Origin of the sequence: Pseudomonas sp. UC 17F4 (genome assembly GCF_900101695.1) — a bacterium.
Lineage (GTDB): Bacteria > Pseudomonadota > Gammaproteobacteria > Pseudomonadales > Pseudomonadaceae > Aquipseudomonas.
Genome location: NZ_FNKV01000001.1, coordinates 887,076 through 906,962, shown reverse-complemented (window position 1 = coordinate 906,962; position 19,887 = coordinate 887,076). Strand labels below are relative to the sequence as shown.

At 63.6% G+C, this 19,887-nt stretch carries 23 protein-coding genes and 1 pseudogene; 10 read left to right on the top strand and 14 right to left on the bottom strand.

Annotated elements, in window-relative coordinates:
• Position 1 precedes the first annotated feature (1 nt).
• The 8 genes and pseudogenes from BLR26_RS04105 to BLR26_RS27050 form a co-directional block, all read right to left on the bottom strand.
• Entirely contained in the window at positions 2 to 472 is a 471-nt protein-coding gene (locus tag BLR26_RS04105; RefSeq protein WP_045201014.1) for an Rsd/AlgQ family anti-sigma factor, read from the bottom strand.
• Between the two features lie 227 nt (positions 473 to 699).
• Complete coding sequence (locus tag BLR26_RS04100; protein WP_045201012.1) at positions 700 to 1,221, bottom strand: disulfide bond formation protein B; 522 nt, start codon at positions 1,219 to 1,221, stop codon at positions 700 to 702.
• 216 nt (positions 1,222 to 1,437) lie between these two features.
• On the bottom strand, positions 1,438 to 2,676 hold the full coding sequence (locus tag BLR26_RS04095) for a heme biosynthesis protein HemY (RefSeq protein WP_093378165.1): 1,239 nt from the start codon (positions 2,674 to 2,676) through the stop codon (positions 1,438 to 1,440).
• Positions 2,673 to 3,764: a uroporphyrinogen-III C-methyltransferase gene (locus tag BLR26_RS04090; protein WP_093378160.1), complete on the bottom strand. Its 1,092-nt coding sequence runs from the start codon at positions 3,762 to 3,764 to the stop codon at positions 2,673 to 2,675. Before BLR26_RS04090 ends, BLR26_RS04095 begins: the two co-directional genes overlap by 4 nt.
• 46 nt (positions 3,765 to 3,810) lie before the next feature.
• Positions 3,811 to 4,578: a uroporphyrinogen-III synthase gene (locus BLR26_RS04085; RefSeq protein ID WP_093378157.1), complete on the bottom strand. Its 768-nt coding sequence runs from the start codon at positions 4,576 to 4,578 to the stop codon at positions 3,811 to 3,813.
• The gene (hemC, locus tag BLR26_RS04080) at positions 4,575 to 5,516 is read right to left on the bottom strand and encodes a hydroxymethylbilane synthase (protein ID WP_045201004.1); all 942 of its coding nucleotides are present in this window, start codon (positions 5,514 to 5,516) and stop codon (positions 4,575 to 4,577) included. The genes BLR26_RS04085 and hemC overlap by 4 nt, the downstream gene beginning before the upstream one ends.
• Positions 5,517 to 5,637: 121 nt before the next feature.
• A complete protein-coding gene (locus tag BLR26_RS04075; RefSeq protein ID WP_045201002.1) occupies positions 5,638 to 6,384 on the bottom strand; it encodes a LytR/AlgR family response regulator transcription factor in 747 nt (248 codons plus the stop codon).
• A pseudogene (locus BLR26_RS27050) lies at positions 6,381 to 6,488 on the bottom strand (sensor histidine kinase); the annotation flags it as partial. The pseudogene BLR26_RS27050 and the gene BLR26_RS04075, both read right to left, overlap by 4 nt.
• Before the next feature lie 219 nt (positions 6,489 to 6,707).
• Between BLR26_RS27050 and argH the strand changes: the two are divergent.
• Positions 6,708 to 8,102: an argininosuccinate lyase gene (argH, locus tag BLR26_RS04070; RefSeq protein WP_093378152.1), complete on the top strand. Its 1,395-nt coding sequence runs from the start codon at positions 6,708 to 6,710 to the stop codon at positions 8,100 to 8,102.
• A 17-nt stretch (positions 8,103 to 8,119) separates the two neighbouring features.
• On the opposite strand, the gene BLR26_RS04065 is transcribed toward argH, so the two are convergent.
• Entirely contained in the window at positions 8,120 to 8,800 is a 681-nt protein-coding gene (locus BLR26_RS04065; protein ID WP_093378148.1) for a glutathione S-transferase family protein, read from the bottom strand.
• A gap of 119 nt (positions 8,801 to 8,919) precedes the next feature.
• Positions 8,920 to 9,582, bottom strand: a complete 663-nt coding sequence (locus BLR26_RS04060; protein WP_093378143.1) for a glutathione S-transferase family protein — start codon at positions 9,580 to 9,582, stop codon at positions 8,920 to 8,922.
• 146 nt (positions 9,583 to 9,728) lie between these two features.
• Here BLR26_RS04060 and BLR26_RS04055 point away from each other — a divergent pair, with 146 nt between their 5' ends.
• The 3 genes from BLR26_RS04055 (at position 9,729) to BLR26_RS04045 (ending at position 13,368) form a co-directional block, all read left to right on the top strand.
• The gene (locus tag BLR26_RS04055) at positions 9,729 to 10,013 is read left to right on the top strand and encodes a hypothetical protein (protein WP_093378138.1); all 285 of its coding nucleotides are present in this window, start codon (positions 9,729 to 9,731) and stop codon (positions 10,011 to 10,013) included.
• 84 nt (positions 10,014 to 10,097) lie between these two features.
• Positions 10,098 to 10,343 carry a TIGR02647 family protein gene (locus BLR26_RS04050; protein WP_045200993.1) on the top strand — a complete coding sequence of 82 codons (246 nt, stop codon included), beginning with the start codon at positions 10,098 to 10,100 and terminating at the stop codon, positions 10,341 to 10,343.
• A gap of 178 nt (positions 10,344 to 10,521) precedes the next feature.
• Positions 10,522 to 13,368 carry a class I adenylate cyclase gene (locus BLR26_RS04045; protein WP_093378134.1) on the top strand — a complete coding sequence of 949 codons (2,847 nt, stop codon included), beginning with the start codon at positions 10,522 to 10,524 and terminating at the stop codon, positions 13,366 to 13,368.
• 3 nt (positions 13,369 to 13,371) lie between these two features.
• On the opposite strand, the gene rnk is transcribed toward BLR26_RS04045, so the two are convergent.
• The 3 genes from rnk to cyaY form a co-directional block, all read right to left on the bottom strand.
• Entirely contained in the window at positions 13,372 to 13,791 is a 420-nt protein-coding gene (gene rnk, locus BLR26_RS04040; protein ID WP_093378130.1) for a nucleoside diphosphate kinase regulator, read from the bottom strand.
• A gap of 133 nt (positions 13,792 to 13,924) precedes the next feature.
• Positions 13,925 to 14,146: a DUF1289 domain-containing protein gene (locus BLR26_RS04035; protein WP_045200987.1), complete on the bottom strand. Its 222-nt coding sequence runs from the start codon at positions 14,144 to 14,146 to the stop codon at positions 13,925 to 13,927.
• Entirely contained in the window at positions 14,146 to 14,478 is a 333-nt protein-coding gene (gene cyaY, locus BLR26_RS04030; protein WP_045200985.1) for an iron donor protein CyaY, read from the bottom strand. The genes BLR26_RS04035 and cyaY overlap by 1 nt, the downstream gene beginning before the upstream one ends.
• A 195-nt stretch (positions 14,479 to 14,673) precedes the next feature.
• Between cyaY and BLR26_RS04025 the strand changes: the two genes are divergently transcribed.
• The 6 genes from BLR26_RS04025 to BLR26_RS04000 are packed head-to-tail and all read left to right on the top strand — an operon-like array spanning position 14,674 to position 19,245.
• Positions 14,674 to 14,811 carry an LPS translocon maturation chaperone LptM gene (locus tag BLR26_RS04025; protein WP_045200983.1) on the top strand — a complete coding sequence of 46 codons (138 nt, stop codon included), beginning with the start codon at positions 14,674 to 14,676 and terminating at the stop codon, positions 14,809 to 14,811.
• 9 nt (positions 14,812 to 14,820) lie between these two features.
• Positions 14,821 to 16,068 carry a diaminopimelate decarboxylase gene (gene lysA, locus BLR26_RS04020; protein ID WP_093378127.1) on the top strand — a complete coding sequence of 416 codons (1,248 nt, stop codon included), beginning with the start codon at positions 14,821 to 14,823 and terminating at the stop codon, positions 16,066 to 16,068.
• 4 nt (positions 16,069 to 16,072) lie between these two features.
• On the top strand, positions 16,073 to 16,903 hold the full coding sequence (dapF, locus tag BLR26_RS04015; RefSeq protein WP_093378122.1) for a diaminopimelate epimerase: 831 nt from the start codon (positions 16,073 to 16,075) through the stop codon (positions 16,901 to 16,903).
• Between the two features lie 13 nt (positions 16,904 to 16,916).
• Positions 16,917 to 17,654, top strand: a complete 738-nt coding sequence (locus BLR26_RS04010) for a DUF484 family protein (RefSeq protein ID WP_093378118.1) — start codon at positions 16,917 to 16,919, stop codon at positions 17,652 to 17,654.
• Positions 17,654 to 18,553 (top strand): tyrosine recombinase XerC, encoded by a 900-nt coding sequence (xerC, locus tag BLR26_RS04005; protein ID WP_045200974.1) that lies wholly within the window; start codon positions 17,654 to 17,656, stop codon positions 18,551 to 18,553. The genes BLR26_RS04010 and xerC overlap by 1 nt, the downstream gene beginning before the upstream one ends.
• Positions 18,550 to 19,245 (top strand): HAD family hydrolase, encoded by a 696-nt coding sequence (locus tag BLR26_RS04000; RefSeq protein WP_045200972.1) that lies wholly within the window; start codon positions 18,550 to 18,552, stop codon positions 19,243 to 19,245. Before xerC ends, BLR26_RS04000 begins: the two co-directional genes overlap by 4 nt.
• Positions 19,246 to 19,301: 56 nt before the next feature.
• On the opposite strand, the gene sutA is transcribed toward BLR26_RS04000, so the two are convergent.
• Entirely contained in the window at positions 19,302 to 19,628 is a 327-nt protein-coding gene (gene sutA, locus BLR26_RS03995; protein WP_093378113.1) for a transcriptional regulator SutA, read from the bottom strand.
• Between the last annotated feature and the right edge of the window lie 259 nt (positions 19,629 to 19,887).

Below are 19,887 nucleotides of genomic sequence, written 5' to 3'. Positions count from 1 at the left end.
CTCAAGCCTGGACTGCGCCTTCTTCGCTGTGCGCGGTGTGCAGCACTTCGATCAGGCAGTCTTCGAGTTCGAAACGTTCGTGCAGCAAACTGCCCAGCTCGCGAAGCTTTTTCGCGAAGCGCTCAGAGTCATTGCAGTCGCCCTTGTCGCAATGATCGTTGAAGGCCGACGCGATTTCGGTAATTGCATCAATGCGCGGGCTGATCTGCTTGGCCAGCTCGAGCCCGCGAGTATCGCCAAACGCCTTGGCTTCGCTGACCAGTTGCTCGCTCACTTCGAAATGCCAGGCTGACACGTAGTCGACCAGTACCGCACAGAAGTCCCGGCTCTTGTCCTTGTCGGCAAAGGCCGGTTTGGCATCACGCAGCTCGCGGAAAGCCGTCACCAGCTCTGCACGCTCATCCAACCAGCGGTCAATGAGTTTATGGACCCCACCCCAGCGTTCCTGAGCATTCTGACAACTATCTAGCATGGCGATCTCTTCCCTTCTGGGTAATGCCCCCTGCCCCCGCGCCGCAAATGTGCAGAGCAAAGGTGAAGTCAGCAGAGCGGCATCGAGCAGCTGTGTTTTCGGTATGCGTGCAGGGAGATTATTCCCGTGCGCCCTAGCCTTCAAGGTACGCACGCGACAAAGTTCATACAAGTGTTTAATCCGCCCATCCTTTGCCGCCGGTCGCTTGCACAGTGAAAAACTTCGCCTCAGTTTTTTACCGAGCGACTGAACAGTGGACGGGTGCGCCCGAGCAGGCGACAGGTCGGCAGGGTTGCCAGCAAGACGAACGACAAAAGGCTCCACTCAGGGATGGTCAGGTCGAGGAAACTCCAGGTGATTGGCACGCAATCCGGGCTGCCGATGATCATTGCCTTGACGACCTGAAGCATAGGCATGCTTTCGAGGACATAGTCAAAAGCCGGTTCGCATTCGATGCTCGAGAGCGCCGGATTGCCTTGCAGCCAGACATGCCGGGCGGCCAACAGTGCCCCGCCGGTGGCGAAGAACAACGCCAGCGCGGCATAGATGCGGGTGCCCAGACGCCCTGGGGAATGCACTACCGCGCACAGGCAAACCAGAGCAAAGGCGCCCAAAAACAAACGTTGGCTGTAGCACAGCGGGCAAGGCACCAGGCCCATGCCGAATTCCAGGTAATAGGCGGCAGCCTGGACCAGTACCGATGCCAGCAACGCCGGGAAGAACAGTGAACGCAAGCGGGCCAACGACATGGCGAATCCAGGAGCGCGATGGACAGGCGACAACGGTAGAGGAAAGGCGCGGCTTGTATCAAGGCAAGACAGCCGGGACAAGTCCCTGAACGACAAGGGAAGTATCCCGAACTAAGCAAGAAAGATAGCTGGGCATCTGAAGGAAAAATTACCGGCTAAAGCAGGAGATATGCTCGAGCCCATGGGCACGCGTTTTTTCGCGCGCCCATGGGTAGCTCAAGCTCGCACGGCCTCTGGCAACGGCAATGCCAGCAGACGCTGATCAAGCATGCCCAGGCCTTCCTGGAACAGCTGGTTGCTGCGCTCGGTATCGCCCAGGCCAGCGAGCAAGCGCGCAAGTTCTGCACAGGCTTCAGGATTGCGCTGCACGCGCAGGCTGCTTTCCAGGTAATCCCGTGCCTTGCCCCACAGGCGGTTCTGCAGGCTCAAACGGCCCAGGGTCAGCAGCAGGCTGGGGTCGTCGGGATGGTCCTTGAGCCAGCCTTCGGCAGTTTGCAGCTGGCGCGCCAGGTCACTGCCGCGCACCAGCCCGTACAAGCGCGCCAGGTGACTTTCGTACTGGCGCTTGAGGGCGGCGCGCAGGGCTTGCTCGGCTTCGCTTTCGGCGCCCAGCTGGCGCAGTTGCTCGGCATAGGCCAGCACCAGCTGAGGCTCCTGGCGCTGCGCAGCAGTGAGCTGCTGCCAGGCGCGCTCAAGGGATTGCCGGGCGGTTTGCTCATCGCCTTCGCGGCTGGCCGCCAGGTTGAGGTTCTCGCCCCAGGCGCGACGCTCAAGCTCGGTCAGCTCCGCTGCCGGCAGCACTTTATCCTTGCGCAGGTCGGGCAGCAGGCGGATCAGTGCCGACCAGTCGCCACGCTCGCGGTACAGGCGTTGCAACAGGCGCAGCACCTGAACGTTATGCGGATGACGCTCCTGCATGGCCTGCAGGGTTACCAGGGCAGCGTCGCTGTCGCCGCGGTCCATCTGCAACTGGGCATGACTCAGGGCAATGGCCAGTTCCGCTTCGGGCTGGCGCTCCAGTGCCCGCTCCAGGAGGTTGTCGCTGTCTTCGCTGCGGCCCAGCTCGTTGGCGGCACGCGCAGCGCCGAGGTAGTACAGCAGCGGTTGACGCTCGGCTTCGGCAGCGCGGTGCAGGTGGCGCTGGGCACTGGCCCAGCGACCCTCGGCGAGATCCAGTTGGCCCTGCTCGATCGCCAGCTGGGTACGACGGCTGCGGTTACGCCGCGACCAGGGGTTGACCACCCCGCCGGAGGTCAGCACCAGGCCCACCAGGTAGCGCACCAGCAACAGCGCCAGGATGATCCCGGCCAAGGCTGCGAGCGCTGCCCACAGGCCCGATTGATAGCGAAAGCTGCCGTAGGAAATCAGCACATAACCGCTGTGCTTGGCGATCGCGATGCCGAGCGCGGCTGCCACGGCAATGGCCACCACCGCCAGCAGGTAGACGCGCTTCATGGCTTGGCCCCCTCGACTGGCTGATGCCGGCGCTCAAGGTAGGCCTGCACGGCACTGATGCTGTCGGCCAGGTCCGGCACCAGCACGGTGACCGGCTGCTCGGCCAGTTCGTTGAGGGCGGCAAGCATCGCCTGGCTCTGCGGGTTGTCCGGGTTGAAGTTGGCCAGCAGTACGCTGCGGGCGTCGTCCAGGGCCTGGGTATAAACCTTGGCCTCGCCGTTGAGCGCCGCCCACTGGGCTTGTTCGATGGTCAGGCTCAGAGCCAGGCGCAGCTGGTTGAGTGACTGCCCGGATAGTAACGGACGAATATTGTCGTCAGCATCGAAATCGATCTGGAAGTACTTCGACAGCTCTGCCCACCACTGCGACCAGCGGCTGGCGCCATCGCCGTCGGCGGTCAAGGCACCCAGCGCATCGGCATTGCTGGTGAATTCCGGCGATTGCGCACTGAGCTGCAACACCTGCTCGCGCTGGGCCGCCAGCTTGAGGAAGAGGCCGGTGCGGTCGGGCTGCTGGACGCTGTTGAGGGTCGCCAGGCTCTTGGCCAGTTGCTCACGGGCGGCAAACGAACCGGGGTCGCTCTGTTCACGAAGGATTTCATCGGCGCCCTTGACCAGCTCGCGCGCACTGGCGATGTCCTGCAAGGCAGACAGGCGCAGGCTGGCCAGGCGCAGCAGGTGCTCGGCCTCGGCCAGGCGCCAGTCCTTGCGGCTGGCGCCGAGGATGGTTTCCAGACGCTGGCTCAAGCGTTGCTGATCGCCTTGCAACTGCGCCACCAGGCGCCGGCGATCTTCAAGCTCGGATGCGGGCGGCAAGCCGGCCAGCTGCGCAGACATCTGCTGTTCACGTTGTTGCAGGGCCAGGGCTTGCTGGCTCAGGGCCTGCAGGCTCTGCACCTGGCCCTGCTCGCTACCCTGGAGCTGGCGAACCTGCCATACGCCCCATCCGCCAACGGCGACACCTGCCGCGCCCAGCAGCAAGGCCAGGACTGCCAGGCCGTTGCCGGAGCGTTTGGCAGGTTCCACGGGGGTTTGCGCAGGAGCCTCTGGGGCCTTCAGTTCATCGTTGGGCAAGACAGTTTCGCTCACGTATCCATCCTTTGCTTTGTGGCACGTCGCCAATCAGCTTAGCGCCTTAGGGGGCTGGTGCAGGAGTTTCCTGCAATGTTGCCAGCAAAGCCGCGGCGCTGGCACCACGGCAATCCACTACATTCTGTGCGCCACTGGCGCGGGCAAGTTCCGCCACCCGTGGGCTGGGCACGAACAACGGCAATTGCGCCAACTGCGGCCAGTGTTCACCGGCCAGTTGGCGCAAGTGTTGAAAACCCTGCCCACTGCTGACCACCAGGCCGTTCAGGCGTTCCCCGGCGATACACCGGACCAGGGTGGCCTCAGGGTAATGCGGCAGGTAGCGGCGATACAACTCAAGGTAATCGACCCGCGCGCCGAGTGCCGCCAGACGCTCGGCGAGCAGCTCGCGCCCGCCTTCGCCACGGATGATCAGCACCCGGGATTGCGGGCGCTTGATCGCGGCGGTCAACGCCGGCAGTTGCAGCAGCGCTTCGCTGTCATCACCTTGTGCCGGGTAGCTGACATTCAGACCGTGGTCGTCGAGGATCTGTGCGGTGGCAGCGCCAACGGTGAACCAGGCTTGCGCGGGCGGCTGCGGCCAGTGCGCGTTCAGTTGCTCAAGCGCCAGGCGCGCCGCCGGCTTGCTGACGACGATGATCGCGCTGTACTGGTCGAGCGCCTGCACCTGGCCAAGCTGCGCCGGCGTCAGCGCCAGCGGCTCGGTTTCCAGCAACGGCAGGCTGCTGCTGAACACGCCCTGCTCAGCAAGCGTGCGGGCCAGCGCGCTGCACTCTTCGGCCGGCCGGGTCAGCAGCAGGCGCCAGGCGCTCACGGGTGCCCGGCCTCGCCGTAGACCGCCTTGAGGATGTCTTCGGCACCTTGAGCCAGCAGGTCTTCAGCGACCTTGATACCGAGCGCTTCGGCCTCCTCGCGCGGCGCACGGGCCTGAGCCGTGAGCAGCTTGCCGCCAGCCGGTTCGCCAACCAGGCCGCGCAGCCACAGCTGCTCGCCTTCGAGCACCGCGTAGCAGGCAATCGGCACCTGGCAGCCACCATTGAGGTGTTTGTTAAGGGCGCGCTCGGCAGTCACCCGGTCGGCGGTGTCGGCGTGATGCAGCGGCGCCAGCAGCGCATGGATTTCGCTGTCGGCACTGCGGCACTCGATGCCCACTGCGCCCTGGCCGCCTGCGGGCAGGCTGTCGTCGACGCTGATGCTGGAGGTGATACGGTCTTCGAAGCCCAGGCGGATCAGGCCGGCGGCGGCGAGGATGATGGCGTCGTACTCGCCGGCATCGAGCTTGGCCAGACGGGTGTTGACGTTGCCGCGCAAGAAGCGGATCTCGAGGTCCGGGCGGCGGGTCAGCAACTGCGCCTGGCGGCGCAGGCTTGAGGTACCGACGATACTGCCGGCCGGCAACGCCTCAAGGCTGTCGAAGGTGTTGGAAACAAAGGCATCGCGCGGGTCTTCGCGCTCGCAGATGCAGAACAGGCCCAGGCCTTCGGGGAAGTCCATCGGCACGTCTTTCATCGAGTGCACGGCGATGTCGGCCTGGTTTTCCAGCAGCGCGGTTTCCAGCTCTTTGACGAACAGGCCCTTGCCGCCGATTTTCGACAGCGGCGAGTCGAGCAGTTTGTCGCCACGGCTGACCATCGGCACCAGGGTCACGACCAGGCCGGCGTGAGCCTGTTCCAGACGGGCTTTGACATATTCGGCCTGCCACAGGGCCAAGGCACTTTTGCGGGTGGCAATGCGGATTTCGCGAGTGGACATGGAACGATCCGTACGAGATAGATTCGCCCGATGATAACAGCTCAGTCCAGACCGCTAGCAGATCTAAATCATGGTAGGAGCCGACCATCCCTGGCCGTCGACCGCTCCCTGGTCCCCGCCCTTAAAGCTGTTGCATCATTTTGCGTACACCAGCCACATGCCGGCGGCTGACGATCAGGGCATCACCGTTGAGGCCCTTGAGGAATAGCTGAAAATGCCCAAGCGGCGTGCGTTGCAGACGTTCGATGCGGTTGCGGGCGACCAGCGCATTGCGGTGAATGCGCACAAAGCGTTCACCAAACTCGTCTTCCAGAGCCTTGAGCGGCTCGTCCAGCAGCACTTCGCCGGCCTCGTGGCGCAAGGTCACGTATTTGTGATCGGCAATGAAGTAGATCACCTGGTCGAGCGGAATCAGCTCGATACCCTTGCGGGTGCGCGCGCTGATATGGCTGCGCGGGCCGCTGCCGCTCTCGGCGGCCGGGCGGGTCAGGGCCGCCAGTTGCACGCGGTTGGGCCGTTCGGCCTTTTTCAAGGCGTCGCGCAGGCTGTCGGGCTGCACCGGCTTGAGCACGAAGCCCAGGGTGCTGTCCTTGAACGACTCGACGGTGAACTCATCGTCACCGGTGCAAAACACCACCGCAGGCGGTGCTTCGCGTTCGCACAGCCGGGCAGCGACCTGCAGGCCATCCAGGCCCGGCATGCGAATGTCGAGCAGGACCACCTCAGGCTTGAGGCTGTCGATCAGGGCCAGGGCCTCTTCGCCATTGGTGGCGCTGGGCTCCAGCACGGTATAGCCCTCCAGTTCGCCGAGCAGTCGGCTCAGGCGTTCCCGGGCTTGGGGTTCGTCATCAACGATCAGGACATTCATATAGCGCTGGATTCCTGCGTGAGTCTCGCACAAGGATAGCGTAGACAGGTGAGGTGACGACCGTCACGGCGATCCACGCTCAGACTCGCACGATGGCTAAAGATTCACTGGCCCGGCAGGAAACATGCCGCGCCTCTGTCCAACTGTAGACGGTTGCCGCAACACTGCCGTTCAATCGATAAATATCCTGTTGCAAGCGCGCTGTCGCGGGCCTGTGCTGCGACATAAACCCGCATTTGCCCCGACCGCCGCACTCCGGCAGCCCCGCCAATCCTGCTATGATCGACGCCACTTTTTCCGTTCACGCCTTCAAGAGTGAATCCATGAGCACCGACAAGACCAATCAGTCCTGGGGCGGCCGCTTCAGTGAGCCCGTCGACGCCTTCGTCGCCCGTTTCACCGCCTCCGTCAATTTCGACCAGCGCCTGTACCGCCACGACATCATGGGTTCGATCGCCCACGCCACCATGCTGGCGAAGGTCGGCGTCCTCACCGACGCCGAGCGCGACACCATCATCGATGGCCTGAAAACCATCCAGGGTGAAATCGAGGCCGGCAACTTCGACTGGCGCGTCGACCTTGAAGACGTGCACATGAACATCGAAGCGCGCCTGACCGACCGCATCGGCATCACCGGCAAGAAGCTGCACACCGGCCGTAGCCGCAACGACCAGGTCGCCACCGACATCCGCCTGTGGCTGCGTGACGAAATCGACCTGATCCTGGCCGAGATCACCCGCCTGCAGCAGGGCCTGCTGGAGCAGGCCGAGCGCGAAGCCGAGACCATCATGCCCGGCTTTACCCACCTGCAAACCGCGCAGCCGGTGACTTTCGGCCACCACCTGCTGGCCTGGTTCGAAATGCTCAGCCGCGACTATGAGCGCCTGGTTGATTGTCGCAAGCGCACCAACCGCATGCCCCTGGGCAGCGCCGCGCTGGCCGGCACCACCTACCCGATCGATCGCGAACTGACCTGCCAGCTGCTGGGCTTCGAAGCTGTGGGCGGCAACTCGCTGGACGGCGTTTCCGATCGCGACTTCGCCATCGAGTTCTGCGCCGCCGCCAGCGTGGCGATGATGCACCTGTCGCGTTTCTCCGAAGAGCTGGTGCTGTGGACCAGCGCGCAGTTCCAGTTCATCGACCTGCCTGATCGCTTCTGCACCGGCAGCTCGATCATGCCGCAAAAGAAGAACCCGGACGTCCCGGAGCTGGTGCGCGGCAAGACCGGCCGTGTGTTCGGCGCCCTCACCGGCCTGCTGACCCTGATGAAAGGCCAACCGCTGGCCTACAACAAGGACAACCAGGAAGACAAAGAGCCGCTGTTCGACGCCGCCGACACCCTGCGCGACTCGCTGCGCGCCTTTGCCGACATGATCCCGGCGATCAAGCCTCGCCACGCCATCATGCGCGAAGCGGCCCTGCGCGGCTTCAGCACCGCCACCGACCTGGCCGACTACCTGGTGCGCCGCGGCCTGCCGTTCCGTGATTGCCACGAAATCGTTGGCCACGCGGTGAAGTACGGCGTCGATACCGGCAAGGACCTGGCCGAGATGAGCCTGGAGGAACTGCGCCAGTTCAGCGACCAGATCGAGCAGGACGTGTTCGCCGTACTGACCCTCGAAGGCTCGGTCAACGCCCGTGACCACATCGGCGGGACTGCGCCTGCGCAAGTACGCGCCGCCGTAGCCCGCGGCAAGGCGCTGCTCGCCGCGCGCTAAGCCCTTCCTGCGTCTTGCTACCCAGCCAGTTCTGCCTGGGTAGCCGCACGCAAGCGCTGAAGGAAAGCCGGCGTTTCGGCTTTCCTGTCAGCTGCGACCTTGTGCACATTCGGATTTTCCCCCAGTCGCTCGAACAGTGCCCGGGCGCCCGGCAATGGCTGCAGGTAATCAATGCCGAACAGACGCTGGCCAACCTGGCAGGCCAGGTCGACGCTATAGAGAAAGTACAGGTCCGCCAGGGTAAGACACTCGCCTGCCACATACGGGGCGAATCGACCGCGCTGGGCCAGGGCGGCAAAGCCCTTGTCCAGATCACGCCGGGCCTTGGCCTTCAAGGCCTCCGGGGTCGCCCTGCCGGCAAAGAACACTTCGACATAGCAGTAGCGGGCGGGCAGCTCGATGTACAGCTCGATTTCCTTGGCCAGCGCGCGCACCTGGGCGCGCTGGAAAGGATCGGCCGGCAACAGCGCCACCTCAGGGCAGGCCTCTTCGAGGTAATCGAGGATGGCGTCGGTTTCGCTGATAAAGCCCTGCGCCACCTCCAGCACCGGCACCTTGCCGCGCGGGCTGATCGCCAGCACTTGCGGGTTCTGGCAACCATGCAGGGGCACCTCCTCGAACGGCAGGCGTTTTTCCAGCAGGGCGAGCTTGACCATGTTGTAGTAGTTGCTTGCAGAGAATCCGTGCAGTCGGAACATTTCCGGCCTCCTAGCCGTGTGAAGTCTCTGCATTTTTGGAACGAATCAAGCCAGAAAGCTGCCGTATGCTTCCGATAGATAAGTAGGAGCTTTCTGCTTTTGCCTCAATAGTGCTCCAATCAGCGCTTGCCCGAGCGCACCATCTCGAGGAAAGCCGGCATCTGCGCTTCCTTGTCGGCGACGATCTTCTGTACGTTCGGGTTGTTCTTGAACTGCTCCAGCAGCGCCTTGGCCTGTGGGAAGTCTTCCAGCACATCGATGGCAAAAACCTTCTTGCCCACGGCATAGGCCAGGTCGACGCTGAAGCAGAACAGCAAGTCGGCGATGGTCAGGCTGTCGCCGGCCACATAAGGGCTGAACTTGCCGTTGCGCTTGAGGGTAGCGATACCGGCCAGCAGTTCGGTCTTGGCCTTGGCCTTGATGGCTTCATCGACCTGGGCGCCGAAAAACGCTTCGGGGTAGCAGGCACGTGCGGGCAGCTCGATGTACAGCTCGATTTCCTTGGCCAGCTCGTGAACCTTGGCCTGGGCAAATACCCCCTCCGGCAGCAATGCCTTGCCTGGCTGGGTCTGCTCGATGTAGTGGAGGATCAGGCTGGTTTCACTGAGAAAACCGTCTTCGCTCTGCAGCGCCGGTACTTTGCCGCGCGGGCTGATTTTCAGCGCTTCGGGGCTCTGGCCACCGAAAAACAGCACTTCCTCAAACGGTACGCCCTTTTCCAGCAGCGCCAGTTTGACCATGTTGTAGTAGTTGCTGACCGCGAATCCATGAAGCTTGAGCATGAAACAGCCTCCAGGCCGAAAAGGGGTTGGCCGGGTTGTTATAGACCCAAGTGCCGGGTACTGACCAGCATCATGAAGATTGTCGATAACAAGGCATTGCTGCCGGGCCCGTGGCAAACTGGGCACCCCAAAAGAGGAAAGCGCCCATGAGCGAACCTACCGATATCGACAACGACGAAGAAGCGTTCGCCGAGTCGACCCTGATCGAAGCGATCGAGAACCAGATCGAAAGCGACAACCCGCCAGCGGCCAAGGCCACGTTCAACAAGCTGACCCTGGTGGGTTACGAGCGTGAAGACATCCTCAACCTTATGGCCCACGTGCTGGCCTACGAGATTGATGCGATGCTTGAAGACGACCGCGCGTTCAACACCGAATGGTACGAAACCGCCTTGCGCGCCCTGCCCGAGCTGCCGCCGGAAAAGGACTGAAGCAAAGCAGGATTTCCCTGACTACACTGCAAAACCAGGCACCGGCGACGGTGCTGCCCTCCTTGTCTGGAAGTCGGAGTCTTTATGTCGTTTACCCCCGAACTGATTGCCGAGCTGGAAGTCCTTGCCTTGTTCAACCTGGATAGCAGCCAGGAAGGCATCAAGGTGCATAACACTGCCTCCAAGGAGGTGATCGCCGCTGCGCGTCGCCTGTACGAGAAAAAGCTCACCGACCAGCCCGATGGCGGTTATCTGACCAGCCTTGGTCACGATGCTGCCGAGAACGTGCAGGTGTTGCTGAACATTCTGAACGTCGTCGAACCTGCCTGATAACTGCAATCGCGGGGCAAGTCGGAACGCCGCACCGCCGCTCCTACCGGCCTGGTGGGTGCGGCGGTGCGGCGACCCGACTTGCCCTGCGATGCGTTAAGCGCTAATAAAATGGCGTCAAATTCCAAATACCACTTAAACTCGCCATTGCTCCCTAGACGGCCGGTTTCAGCTCGCCATGAACCACCCCCACGAAATTCGCCCCGACCTCGACCAGGGCATTGACCGCAAGGTGCTCAGCCAGCTGCGCCAACGCTTCCTGAAGCTCAACCAGGGGCGCCTGGGGCGGGCCATGGACGGGCTGTCGAGCCGCCAGCAGCAGGTCTTGACCCTGCTGCCGCTGTTTTTTCACGTCAATCACCCACTGTTGCCCGGTTATGTCTCCGGCACGACGCCAGCGGGGGTCGCCAACTTCGAGCCTGATGCGCAACTGCTGGCCGAAGCCCAGCGCCTGACCCGCTCATTTTCGTACAAGGCCCGGCGCGGCAACCCGCCCCAGCCGATTCACGGGCTGTTCCTGATGGGCAGCCTGGGCACCCTGGCCCAGGCCGAGCAGAGCGACATGGACGTCTGGGTCTGTCACGCCGCCGACCTGAGCGAAAGCGACCTGGCGGAGTTGCGCAAGAAATGCCTGCTGCTGGAAATCTGGGCCGCCAGCCAGGGCGCCGAAGCCCACCTGTTCTTGATCGAGCCGCAAGGCTTCGTCCAGGGCGAACGCGACGGCCAGCTCAGCTCCGACGACTGCGGCACCACCCAGCATTACCTGCTGCTCGACGAATTCTACCGCACCGCCATCTGGCTGGCCGGGCGCACACCCTTGTGGTGGCTGGTGCCGGTCTATGAAGAACCACGCTACCGGCAATACATCCAGACCCTGCTGTCCAAGCGTTTCGTGCGTGCTGAAGACCACCTCGACCTCGGCCACCTGGCGCACATCCCTCCGGGCGAATTCGTCGGCGCCGGGCTCTGGCAACTGTTCAAGGGCATTGAATCGCCCTACAAGTCGGTGCTCAAGCTGCTGCTTACCGAGGTCTACGCCAGTGAACACCCGCAGGTGCAGTGCCTGAGCCTGCAGTTCAAGCAGGCGGTGTTCAGCAATCGCCTCGACCTCGACGAGCTCGACCCCTACATGATGGTCTACCGGCGTATCGAGCAGTACCTGCAAGGCCGCGGCGAACGCGAGCGGCTGGAGCTGGTGCGGCGCAGCCTGTACCTGAAGGTCAACAAGAAGCTCAGCGGCCTGGCCCGCCAGCGCAGTGCCAGCTGGCAGCGGGACCTGCTGCAGCGCCTGAGCCAGGAATGGAGCTGGGATCAACGCCAGCTGGCGCTGCTCGACAACCGCAGCCAATGGAAAGTCCGCCAGGTGGCGGTCGAGCGCCGGGAGCTGGTAGCCGAGCTGAACTACAGCTACCGCTTCCTCTGCCAGTTTGCCCGCAGCCAGAACGCCACCAGCCGCATCGACCAGCGCGATCTCAGCGTGCTCGGCCGGCGCCTGTACGCCGCCTTTGAACGGCGCGCCGGCAAGGTTGAGTTCATCAACCCGGGCATCGCCCCGGACCTCGCCGAAGACACCCTGACCCTGGTGCAGTCACCCAACCGCAAAGAGCCCGGGCAGACCCACTGGGGCCTGTACAACGGCAACCTCGGCGTGCACGAGTGGGAGCACTTCGCGCCGATCAAACGCTGCCGCGAACTGCTCGAACTGCTGACCTGGGCGCACCGCAACGGTGTGATCGACAGCAGCACGCGCCTGGCCCTGCACCCGGGCAGCAGCGACCTGAGCGAGTATGAGCTGTTCAACCTGCTCGGCAGCCTGCAACAGAGCGTCGCCCTGCCCCTGACGGTGGTCAGCGAACAGCGCCTGCTGCAACCGAGCGTGGTGGACGAGATCCTGCTGCTGGTCAATGTCGGCATCGACCCGCTACAGCACCACCGCGACCTGAACATCCTGATGACCACCGAGCGCACTGACTCGCTGAGCTACGCCGGGGTGCGCGAAAACCTGGTGCTGACCCTCGACCAGGTCACCCTCAACAGCTGGAACGAAGTGCAGGTGCACCGCTACGACGGCGAACATGCCCTGCTGCGTTGCCTGCGTGATTACCTCAACAGCCTGGGCGCCGGCCACACGCCCAGGCTGCGGGTCCGCTGCTTCTGCCACAACCGCGCCCAGGCCATCGCCCTGCGGGTCGAGGAAGTGTTCGCCAGCACTCAGGCGCTGCTGGCGCAGAACCTCAACCAGCGCTACTTGTTGCAAGTCGAGCAGCACACCCATGTACTGGAACTGCAACGCGGCGCGGTAAACCTGGTGACCCTCGACGATCCGGACGCGGTGCTGCGCTACCTCGGTGAAGAACGCAGTGACTACAGCCCCCTGCACCTGGACGCCAATGCCCTGCAGGAGCTCGACCTGGCGCAACTGCTGCCGCTGGGCCAGCCGCAGTGCATCCAGCTGTTCTATCGGCTGCAGGACACCTGGGCGGATGTCTACGTACTCGATGAGCACAATGCCCTGTGGCAGCAGCGCTTGCCGTTTCACGATGAAAACAGCCTGTTGCTGCCGCTGCAGCGCTTCTTGCAATCGATCGTGTTTCGCCGCGATGCGCGCCTGCCACTGGACAGCCTGCAGGCCCAGGGTTCACTGGATATTCTTTATTACCAATTGTTGCCATCAGGCACTGGCAAGGTTCGCCAGGTAGAAGCGCGCCAGGTCGAGGTCAAGGCCATCGACCGGCCCTACTACGAAGTGCAGGCGATTCTGCAGGCCGGCGCCAGCGATGACGTGCAAGTCACGCTGTACTGCAATCAGCGGGAGTTTTCCCAGCTCGAGCATGGCGACCAGCTGTATGCGGTGGTCGCCCGCGAGATCATCGAGCAGCGCCGCGAGGCTGAGCGCTACCGCTGCTACATCACCGACCTGGACTTGTCGGGCCTGCTGGCCGATGGCCTGGGCTCGAGCATTCTCTACCTGCGCTACAAGGGCGAACTGGAGCGGGCGCTCAACGAGGCCCTGGCGCAGGCTTGAGGCTCAGAGGTCGAAGTCACCAGCCGCTTCTGGCTGGTATTCGACTTCAAGCAGTTTGAGCTTGAGGGTCTTGCCGCCCGGGGCCGGCCAGTCGATCTGCTCGCCTACCGACAAGCCCAGCAGCGCGCTGCCGATCGGCGCGAGGATGGAGATCTTGCCTTCGTCGGCGTTGGCGTCTTTCGGGTAGACCAGGGTCAGGTGGTAGTCCTTGCCGCTGGCTTCTTCGCGGCAATGAACCCGGGAGTTCATGGTCACGACACCGGCCGGAACTTCCTCGTGACCGACCTGTTCGGCGCGGTCGAGCTCGTCCTGCAAGGCGAGCACACCCGGCGAGTCCTGCGTCTTCTCATCGAGGCTGTCGATCAGACGCTCGAGACGCTGCACGTCCAAGCGGGTGACGATAATGGAAGGGTGGGTGCTCATGATCCGGTCAGACTCCTTTTTTTGGGCGATATAAAGCAAAACCCCGCCCAAGGGCGGGGTTTGCAGGAATTCGGCACAGCCGAAACAGGTTCGACACTACCACAGCCAAGTAAATACACAATACCCGCAGGGTCTATGCCAACCCGGCCAGCTGTCGACGCGCCAGCGCCTCGCGGCAGATCTGCCGGCGCTGCTCGTCATCGGCCGCGCGCCACTGGCGAATGTCCTCGACATGGCGATAGCAACCGATGCAGACCTTGTGTTCATCCAGCCGGCAGGTGCTGATGCACGGCGACGGTACTGCCGGGCTGACGTTACTGTAGAGCGGCTTGGCCGGCTTGGCTGCGCTGCTCATCAGATGTCGTCGAAATCGAGCTTTTCACCCGCCCGCTCCCAGACGATGCGCTCCAGCATCTCGCCCAGCAGCTCCTCGGTCTTTTCACAGGTCCACTTGCCGTTCTGCTCGTCGTAGTCGAAGTGGAAACCACCGGACTTGTCGGCCAGCCACAGCTGGCGCAGCGGTTCCTGGCGACTGAAGATCAGCTGGCTGCCGTTGTCGAACTTGATGGTCAGGACCCCTGCCGAGTTCTCCATGTCCAGATCCAGGTCAGTCTCGTCGAACAGGTCTTCCAGCGCCTGTTGGGTCGCGTCGACCAGGTCGTGAAAACGCGCTTCGGTCAAACTCATTGCAAGAACCTCAAAAATGTCTGCACACACGCAAGCCGGGCAAGATACGAGCGCGGCGCGCCGAATGCAAAGGATACCGACCTGCGCCAGGCAGCGCAGCCACCACCCCGCCCGACGGCGGGTTGCCCGCATAGGCAAGGGGCCGGGCGCTCGGTATACTCGGGCGCAATACTGCTTATTACAAAGGATTACGCCATGAAGCGCCTGATCTCCACCCTCGCGGCGCTCGTCGCGGTTGCCTGCCTCGTTTCCGCCTGCGGCCAGAAGGGCCCGCTGTACCTGCCAGACGACAGCAAAGACGGTAAAAAGTCGCAATCGCACAAGCACCAGTAAGGGTAACCCATGGACGCTTTCAACTACCGCGACGGTCAGCTGTTCGCGGAAGGCGTGGCCCTGTCGGCCATCGCCGAACGTTTCGGCACGCCGACCTACGTCTACTCGCGCGCCCACATCGAGGCCCAGTACCGTAGCTACGCCGATGCTCTGGAGGGTGTTTCGCACCTGGTGTGCTTCGCCGTCAAGGCCAACTCCAACCTCGCTGTGCTGAACCTGCTGGCCCGCCTGGGCGCAGGTTTCGACATCGTTTCCGGCGGTGAGCTGGAGCGTGTACTGGCCGCGGGCGGGCGTGCCGATCGCGTGGTGTTCTCCGGCGTCGGCAAAACCCGCGAAGACATGCGCCGCGCCCTGGAAGTCGGCGTGCACTGCTTCAACGTCGAATCCACCGACGAGCTCGAGCGCCTGCAGGTAGTGGCCGCCGAAATGGGCGTACGCGCGCCGGTTTCGCTGCGGGTCAACCCGGACGTCGATGCCGGTACCCACCCGTACATCTCCACGGGCCTGAAAGAAAACAAGTTCGGTATCGCCATCGCCGATGCCGAAGAGGTGTACATCCGCGCCGCGCAACTGCCGAACCTGGAAGTGGTCGGCGTCGACTGCCATATCGGCTCGCAGCTGACCACCCTGGAACCCTTCCTCGATGCCCTCGACCGCCTGCTGGCGTTGATCGACCGCCTCGGCGACTGCGGCATCCTCCTGCGTCACCTGGACCTGGGTGGCGGCGTCGGTGTGCGTTATCGCGACGAAGAGCCGCCGCTGGCCGGCGACTACATCAAGGCCATCCGCGAGCGCGTCGGCGACCGCGACCTGGCCCTGGTGTTCGAGCCGGGCCGCTATATCGTCGCCAACGCTGGCGTGCTGCTGACCCAGGTCGAGTACCTCAAGCACACCGAGCACAAGGATTTCGCCATCGTCGATGCGGCGATGAACGACCTGATCCGCCCAGCCCTGTACCAGGCCTGGATGAACGTCACGGCGGTGCAGCCGCGTGCCGGCGAAGGCCGTGTTTACGACATCGTCGGGCCGATCTGCGAAACCGGCGACTTCCTCGCCAAGGAGCGCGAGCTGAACCTGGCCGAAGGCGACCTGCTGGCGGTGCACTCGGCGGGCGCCTATGGTTTTGTCATGAGCTCGAACTACAACACCCGTGGTCGTTGTGCCGAAGTGCTGGTCGATGGTGACCAGGCCTTCGAAGTGCGTCGTCGCGAAACCGTGGCCGAGTTGTTCGCCGGCGAAAGCCTGCTGCCGGAGTAAACCCATGCTGCTGCGTTTTACCAAGATGCATGGGCTGGGCAACGACTTCATGGTCCTCGACCTGGTCAGCCAGCATGCGCACATTTTACCCAAGCACGCCAAGCAATGGGGCGACCGCCACACCGGCATCGGTTTCGACCAGTTGCTGATCGTCGAGGCGCCGAGCAATCCGGAAGTGGATTTCCGCTACCGGATCTTCAACGCCGACGGCTCCGAGGTCGAACAGTGCGGCAACGGTGCGCGCTGCTTTGCGCGCTTCGTGCTGGACAAGCGCCTGACTGCGAAAAAACGCATCCGCGTTGAAACCAAAGGCGGCATCATCGAGCTGGACGTGCGCAACGACGGGCAGATCAGCGTCGACATGGGCCCGCCGCGGCTGGTGCCGGCCGAGATCCCGTTCGACGCGCCGGCCCAGGCCCTGAGCTATCCGCTCGAGGTTGCCGGGCGCAACGTCGAACTCTTCGCCGTGTCGATGGGCAACCCCCATGCCGTGCTGCGCGTCGACGACATCAACGCCGCGCCAGTGCACGAGCTGGGCGCGCAGATCGAACATCACCCGCGCTTCCCGCAGCGGGTCAATGTCGGTTTCATCCAGGTCATCGACCGTCACCGCGCGCAACTGCGGGTGTGGGAACGCGGCGCGGGCGAAACCCAGGCCTGCGGTACCGGTGCCTGCGCCGCTGCCGTGGCGGCGATCAGCCAGGGCTGGATGGATTCACCGCTGTTGATCGACCTGCCGGGTGGGCGCCTGTCCATCGAATGGGCAGGCCCGGGCAAACCGGTGTTGATGACCGGCCCCGCCGTACGTGTGTTTGAAGGACAGGTTCGTCTATGAGTGAGTACCAGCCATGACCGATCAGCCCCAGGCTCCCGCCGAACAGCCCACCGACCTTAGCGCCGAGGGCTCGACGCCCACCCTCGGGGCTGAGGCCGTGGTTGCCTACCTGCGCGACAACCCGACGTTCTTCGCCGAGCACGACGAACTGCTCAGCGAGCTGCACATTCCCCATCAGCGTGGCGATAGCGTGTCGCTGGTCGAGCGCCAGCTCAAGCTGCTGCGCGACCGCAATATCGAGATGCGTCACCGCCTGTCGCAACTGATGGACGTGGCCCGCGACAACGACCGGCTGTTCGACAAGACCCGCCGGCTGATCCTCGACCTGCTCGATGCTGACAGCCTCGAAAGCGTGGTGATGGCTGTCGAAGACAGCCTGCGCCAGGAGTTCAAGGTGCCCTTCGTCAGCCTGATTCTGTTCGGTGAAGCCGCCGCGCCGGTCGGCCGCTGGGTCAACAGCGGCGACGCCCAGCAAGCCATTGGTGGCCTGTTGTGCGCCGGCAAGACGGTCAGCGGCAACTTGCGCGATCATGAGCTGGACTTCCTGTTCGGCGAAGAGCAGCGCAAGGAAGTCGGCTCCAGCGCCGTCGCCACCCTCAACCACCAGGGCCTGCACGGCGTACTGGCGATCGGTAGTCGCGACCCGCAGCATTACAAGAGCACGGTCGGTACCCTGTTCCTCAGCTACATCGCCGAAGTGCTCGGCCGGGTCGTCCCGCGCCATACCCAGACCCTGCGTCCGGTGCGCTAGTGGAACGCCAGCTGGAGGCCTTCTGCGCGCACTTGCGCAACGAGCGCCAGGTGTCCGAACACACCCAGCTGGCCTACCGACGCGACCTCGAAAGCGTCCTGGCGTTCTGTGCCAAGGGCGGCATCGACAGCTGGAACGCCCTGCAGATCCAGCACCTGCGCCAACTGATCGCCCGCCAGCATCACCAGGGCCAGTCCTCGCGCAGCCTTGCCCGCCTGCTCTCAGCGGTGCGCGGTTTCTACCGTTACCTCAACCGTGAAGGCCACTGCAGCCACGATCCGGCCAACGGCCTGTCAGCGCCCAAGGGCGAACGGCGCCTGCCCAAGACCCTCGACACCGATCGCGCCCTGCAACTGCTGGAAGGTGCGGTCGAGGATGAATTTCTCGCCCGCCGCGACCAGGCCATGCTCGAGCTGTTCTACTCCTCCGGCCTGCGCCTGTCGGAGTTGACCAGCCTCAACCTGGAGCAGCTCGACCTGCCCGGCGGCCTGGTGCAAGTCCATGGCAAGGGCAGCAAGACCCGCGTGCTGCCGGTCGGGCGCAAGGCCCGCGAGGCGCTGGAGCAATGGCTGGTGCTGCGCGCTGGCAGCGGCCCGCAGGACGGCGCGGTGTTCGTCAGCCAGCAGGGCCGGCGCCTGGGCCCACGGGCCATTCAACTGCGGGTGCAAGCCGCTGGCGCCCGCGAACTGGGCCAGAACCTGCACCCGCACATGTTGCGACACTCCTTCGCCAGCCACTTGCTGGAATCGTCCCAGGACCTGCGCGCCGTGCAAGAGATGCTCGGCCACGCCGACATCGCCACCACGCAGATCTACACTCACCTGGACTTCCAGCACCTGGCCGCCGTGTATGACAGCGCCCACCCCCGGGCCAAACGCAGTAAGGGCAGTGACTCATGAGCATCAAGCTGATCACCTTCGACCTCGACGACACCCTGTGGGACACCGCACCAGTGATCGTCAGCGCCGAGACCACCCTGCGCGACTGGCTGGCAGCCAATGCGCCAACCCTGGGCGCGGTTCCGGTCGAGCACCTGTATGCCATTCGCGAGCGCCTGGTGCAGGCAGAACCCGGGCTCAAGCACCGCATCAGCGCCCTGCGCCGGCGCGTACTGTTCCATGCCCTGGAAGAGGTCGGCTACAGCGAGAACAAGGCCCGTGAGCTGGCCAACGAAGGCTTTGAAGTGTTCCTCCACGCCCGCCACCAGATCGATATCTTCCCTGAGGTGCAGCCGGTGCTGGAGATCCTCCGTCACCACTACACCCTGGGCGTGGTCACCAATGGCAACGCCGATGTGCGCCGCCTGGGCCTGGCCGATTACTTCAAATTTGCCCTGTGCGCCGAAGACCTAGGCATCGGCAAACCCGACCCGCAACCCTTCCTCGAAGCCCTGCGCCAGGGCGAAGTCGAGGCGACTGCGGCGGTGCACATTGGCGATCACCCCGGCGATGACATTGCCGGGGCCCAGCGCGCCGGCCTGCGGGCGATCTGGTTCAACCCCCAGGGCAAGGCCTGGGAAGCCGAGAACCGCCCTGACGCGGAGATCCAGCGCCTGTCGCAGCTGCCTGAACTGCTCAACAGCTGGCGCTGAAGCGCAGACACAAAAAAGCCCGCAGCGACGGCGGGCTTTCTTGCTGACGGGGCCACTCAGATAGGGCGGCTACCGTACTTGTTGTCCGGCTTCTTGGGCGGATCGGCGACCACGTTGGCCTCCACTTCCTGCACCTTGCCACCACGGGAGAGAAACTCTTCCATGGCCTTGGCCAGGGCATCACGCTCCTTCTGCTTGGCTTCCATGCTCGGCATGTCTTCTACCGAGACTGCCGCCGACTTCGACTTGCCTTTGGCTACGGGAGCCGGGCTGTCGTCGCCGCTGTCGTCAGCCACATCATCGGCTGCCGCTTCGAGGCCTTCATCGCCTTCGTCTTCATCGCCTACTTCGAGGTCGTCATTTTCCAGATCGTCGTCGCTCATGTTCTACCTCATGACTTGCGAAAAGCAGATTAGTTATAGACCAGCAACGTCGAAAATCGACAGCTGCCAGAAAAAATTCAAGGACCGCAGGCAGGCTGCGGGCCGTGGTTGCGCCACAACGAATGGCGAGAACCGGGCAAACCCCACGTCACGGGCGAGGTCTGTACAAATAAAGAGCGGGCGGCGGTAATGCGCCGACATACCCTGGCATGATCGACTCGCTTATTGGCAAGCCTAGCAAAGGGTACGGAAGTTTGCG

Bases quoted from the DNA above. Each gene is read 5' to 3' on its own strand.
- BLR26_RS04105 (WP_045201014.1), bottom strand. From the start codon at position 472: ATGCTAGATAGTTGTCAGAATGCTCAGGAACGCTGGGGTGGGGTCCAT.
- BLR26_RS04100 (WP_045201012.1), bottom strand. From the start codon at position 1,221: ATGTCGTTGGCCCGCTTGCGTTCACTGTTCTTCCCGGCGTTGCTGGCA.
- BLR26_RS04095 (WP_093378165.1), bottom strand. From the start codon at position 2,676: ATGAAGCGCGTCTACCTGCTGGCGGTGGTGGCCATTGCCGTGGCAGCC.
- hemC (WP_045201004.1), bottom strand. From the start codon at position 5,516: ATGTCCACTCGCGAAATCCGCATTGCCACCCGCAAAAGTGCCTTGGCC.
- BLR26_RS04075 (WP_045201002.1), bottom strand. From the start codon at position 6,384: ATGAATGTCCTGATCGTTGATGACGAACCCCAAGCCCGGGAACGCCTG.
- argH (WP_093378152.1), top strand. From the start codon at position 6,708: ATGAGCACCGACAAGACCAATCAGTCCTGGGGCGGCCGCTTCAGTGAG.
- BLR26_RS04065 (WP_093378148.1), bottom strand. From the start codon at position 8,800: ATGTTCCGACTGCACGGATTCTCTGCAAGCAACTACTACAACATGGTC.
- BLR26_RS04060 (WP_093378143.1), bottom strand. From the start codon at position 9,582: ATGCTCAAGCTTCATGGATTCGCGGTCAGCAACTACTACAACATGGTC.
- BLR26_RS04055 (WP_093378138.1), top strand. From the start codon at position 9,729: ATGAGCGAACCTACCGATATCGACAACGACGAAGAAGCGTTCGCCGAG.
- BLR26_RS04050 (WP_045200993.1), top strand. From the start codon at position 10,098: ATGTCGTTTACCCCCGAACTGATTGCCGAGCTGGAAGTCCTTGCCTTG.
- BLR26_RS04045 (WP_093378134.1), top strand. From the start codon at position 10,522: ATGAACCACCCCCACGAAATTCGCCCCGACCTCGACCAGGGCATTGAC.
- rnk (WP_093378130.1), bottom strand. From the start codon at position 13,791: ATGAGCACCCACCCTTCCATTATCGTCACCCGCTTGGACGTGCAGCGT.
- BLR26_RS04035 (WP_045200987.1), bottom strand. From the start codon at position 14,146: ATGAGCAGCGCAGCCAAGCCGGCCAAGCCGCTCTACAGTAACGTCAGC.
- cyaY (WP_045200985.1), bottom strand. From the start codon at position 14,478: ATGAGTTTGACCGAAGCGCGTTTTCACGACCTGGTCGACGCGACCCAA.
- BLR26_RS04025 (WP_045200983.1), top strand. From the start codon at position 14,674: ATGAAGCGCCTGATCTCCACCCTCGCGGCGCTCGTCGCGGTTGCCTGC.
- lysA (WP_093378127.1), top strand. From the start codon at position 14,821: ATGGACGCTTTCAACTACCGCGACGGTCAGCTGTTCGCGGAAGGCGTG.
- dapF (WP_093378122.1), top strand. From the start codon at position 16,073: ATGCTGCTGCGTTTTACCAAGATGCATGGGCTGGGCAACGACTTCATG.
- BLR26_RS04010 (WP_093378118.1), top strand. From the start codon at position 16,917: ATGACCGATCAGCCCCAGGCTCCCGCCGAACAGCCCACCGACCTTAGC.
- BLR26_RS04000 (WP_045200972.1), top strand. From the start codon at position 18,550: ATGAGCATCAAGCTGATCACCTTCGACCTCGACGACACCCTGTGGGAC.
- sutA (WP_093378113.1), bottom strand. From the start codon at position 19,628: ATGAGCGACGACGATCTGGAAAATGACGACCTCGAAGTAGGCGATGAA.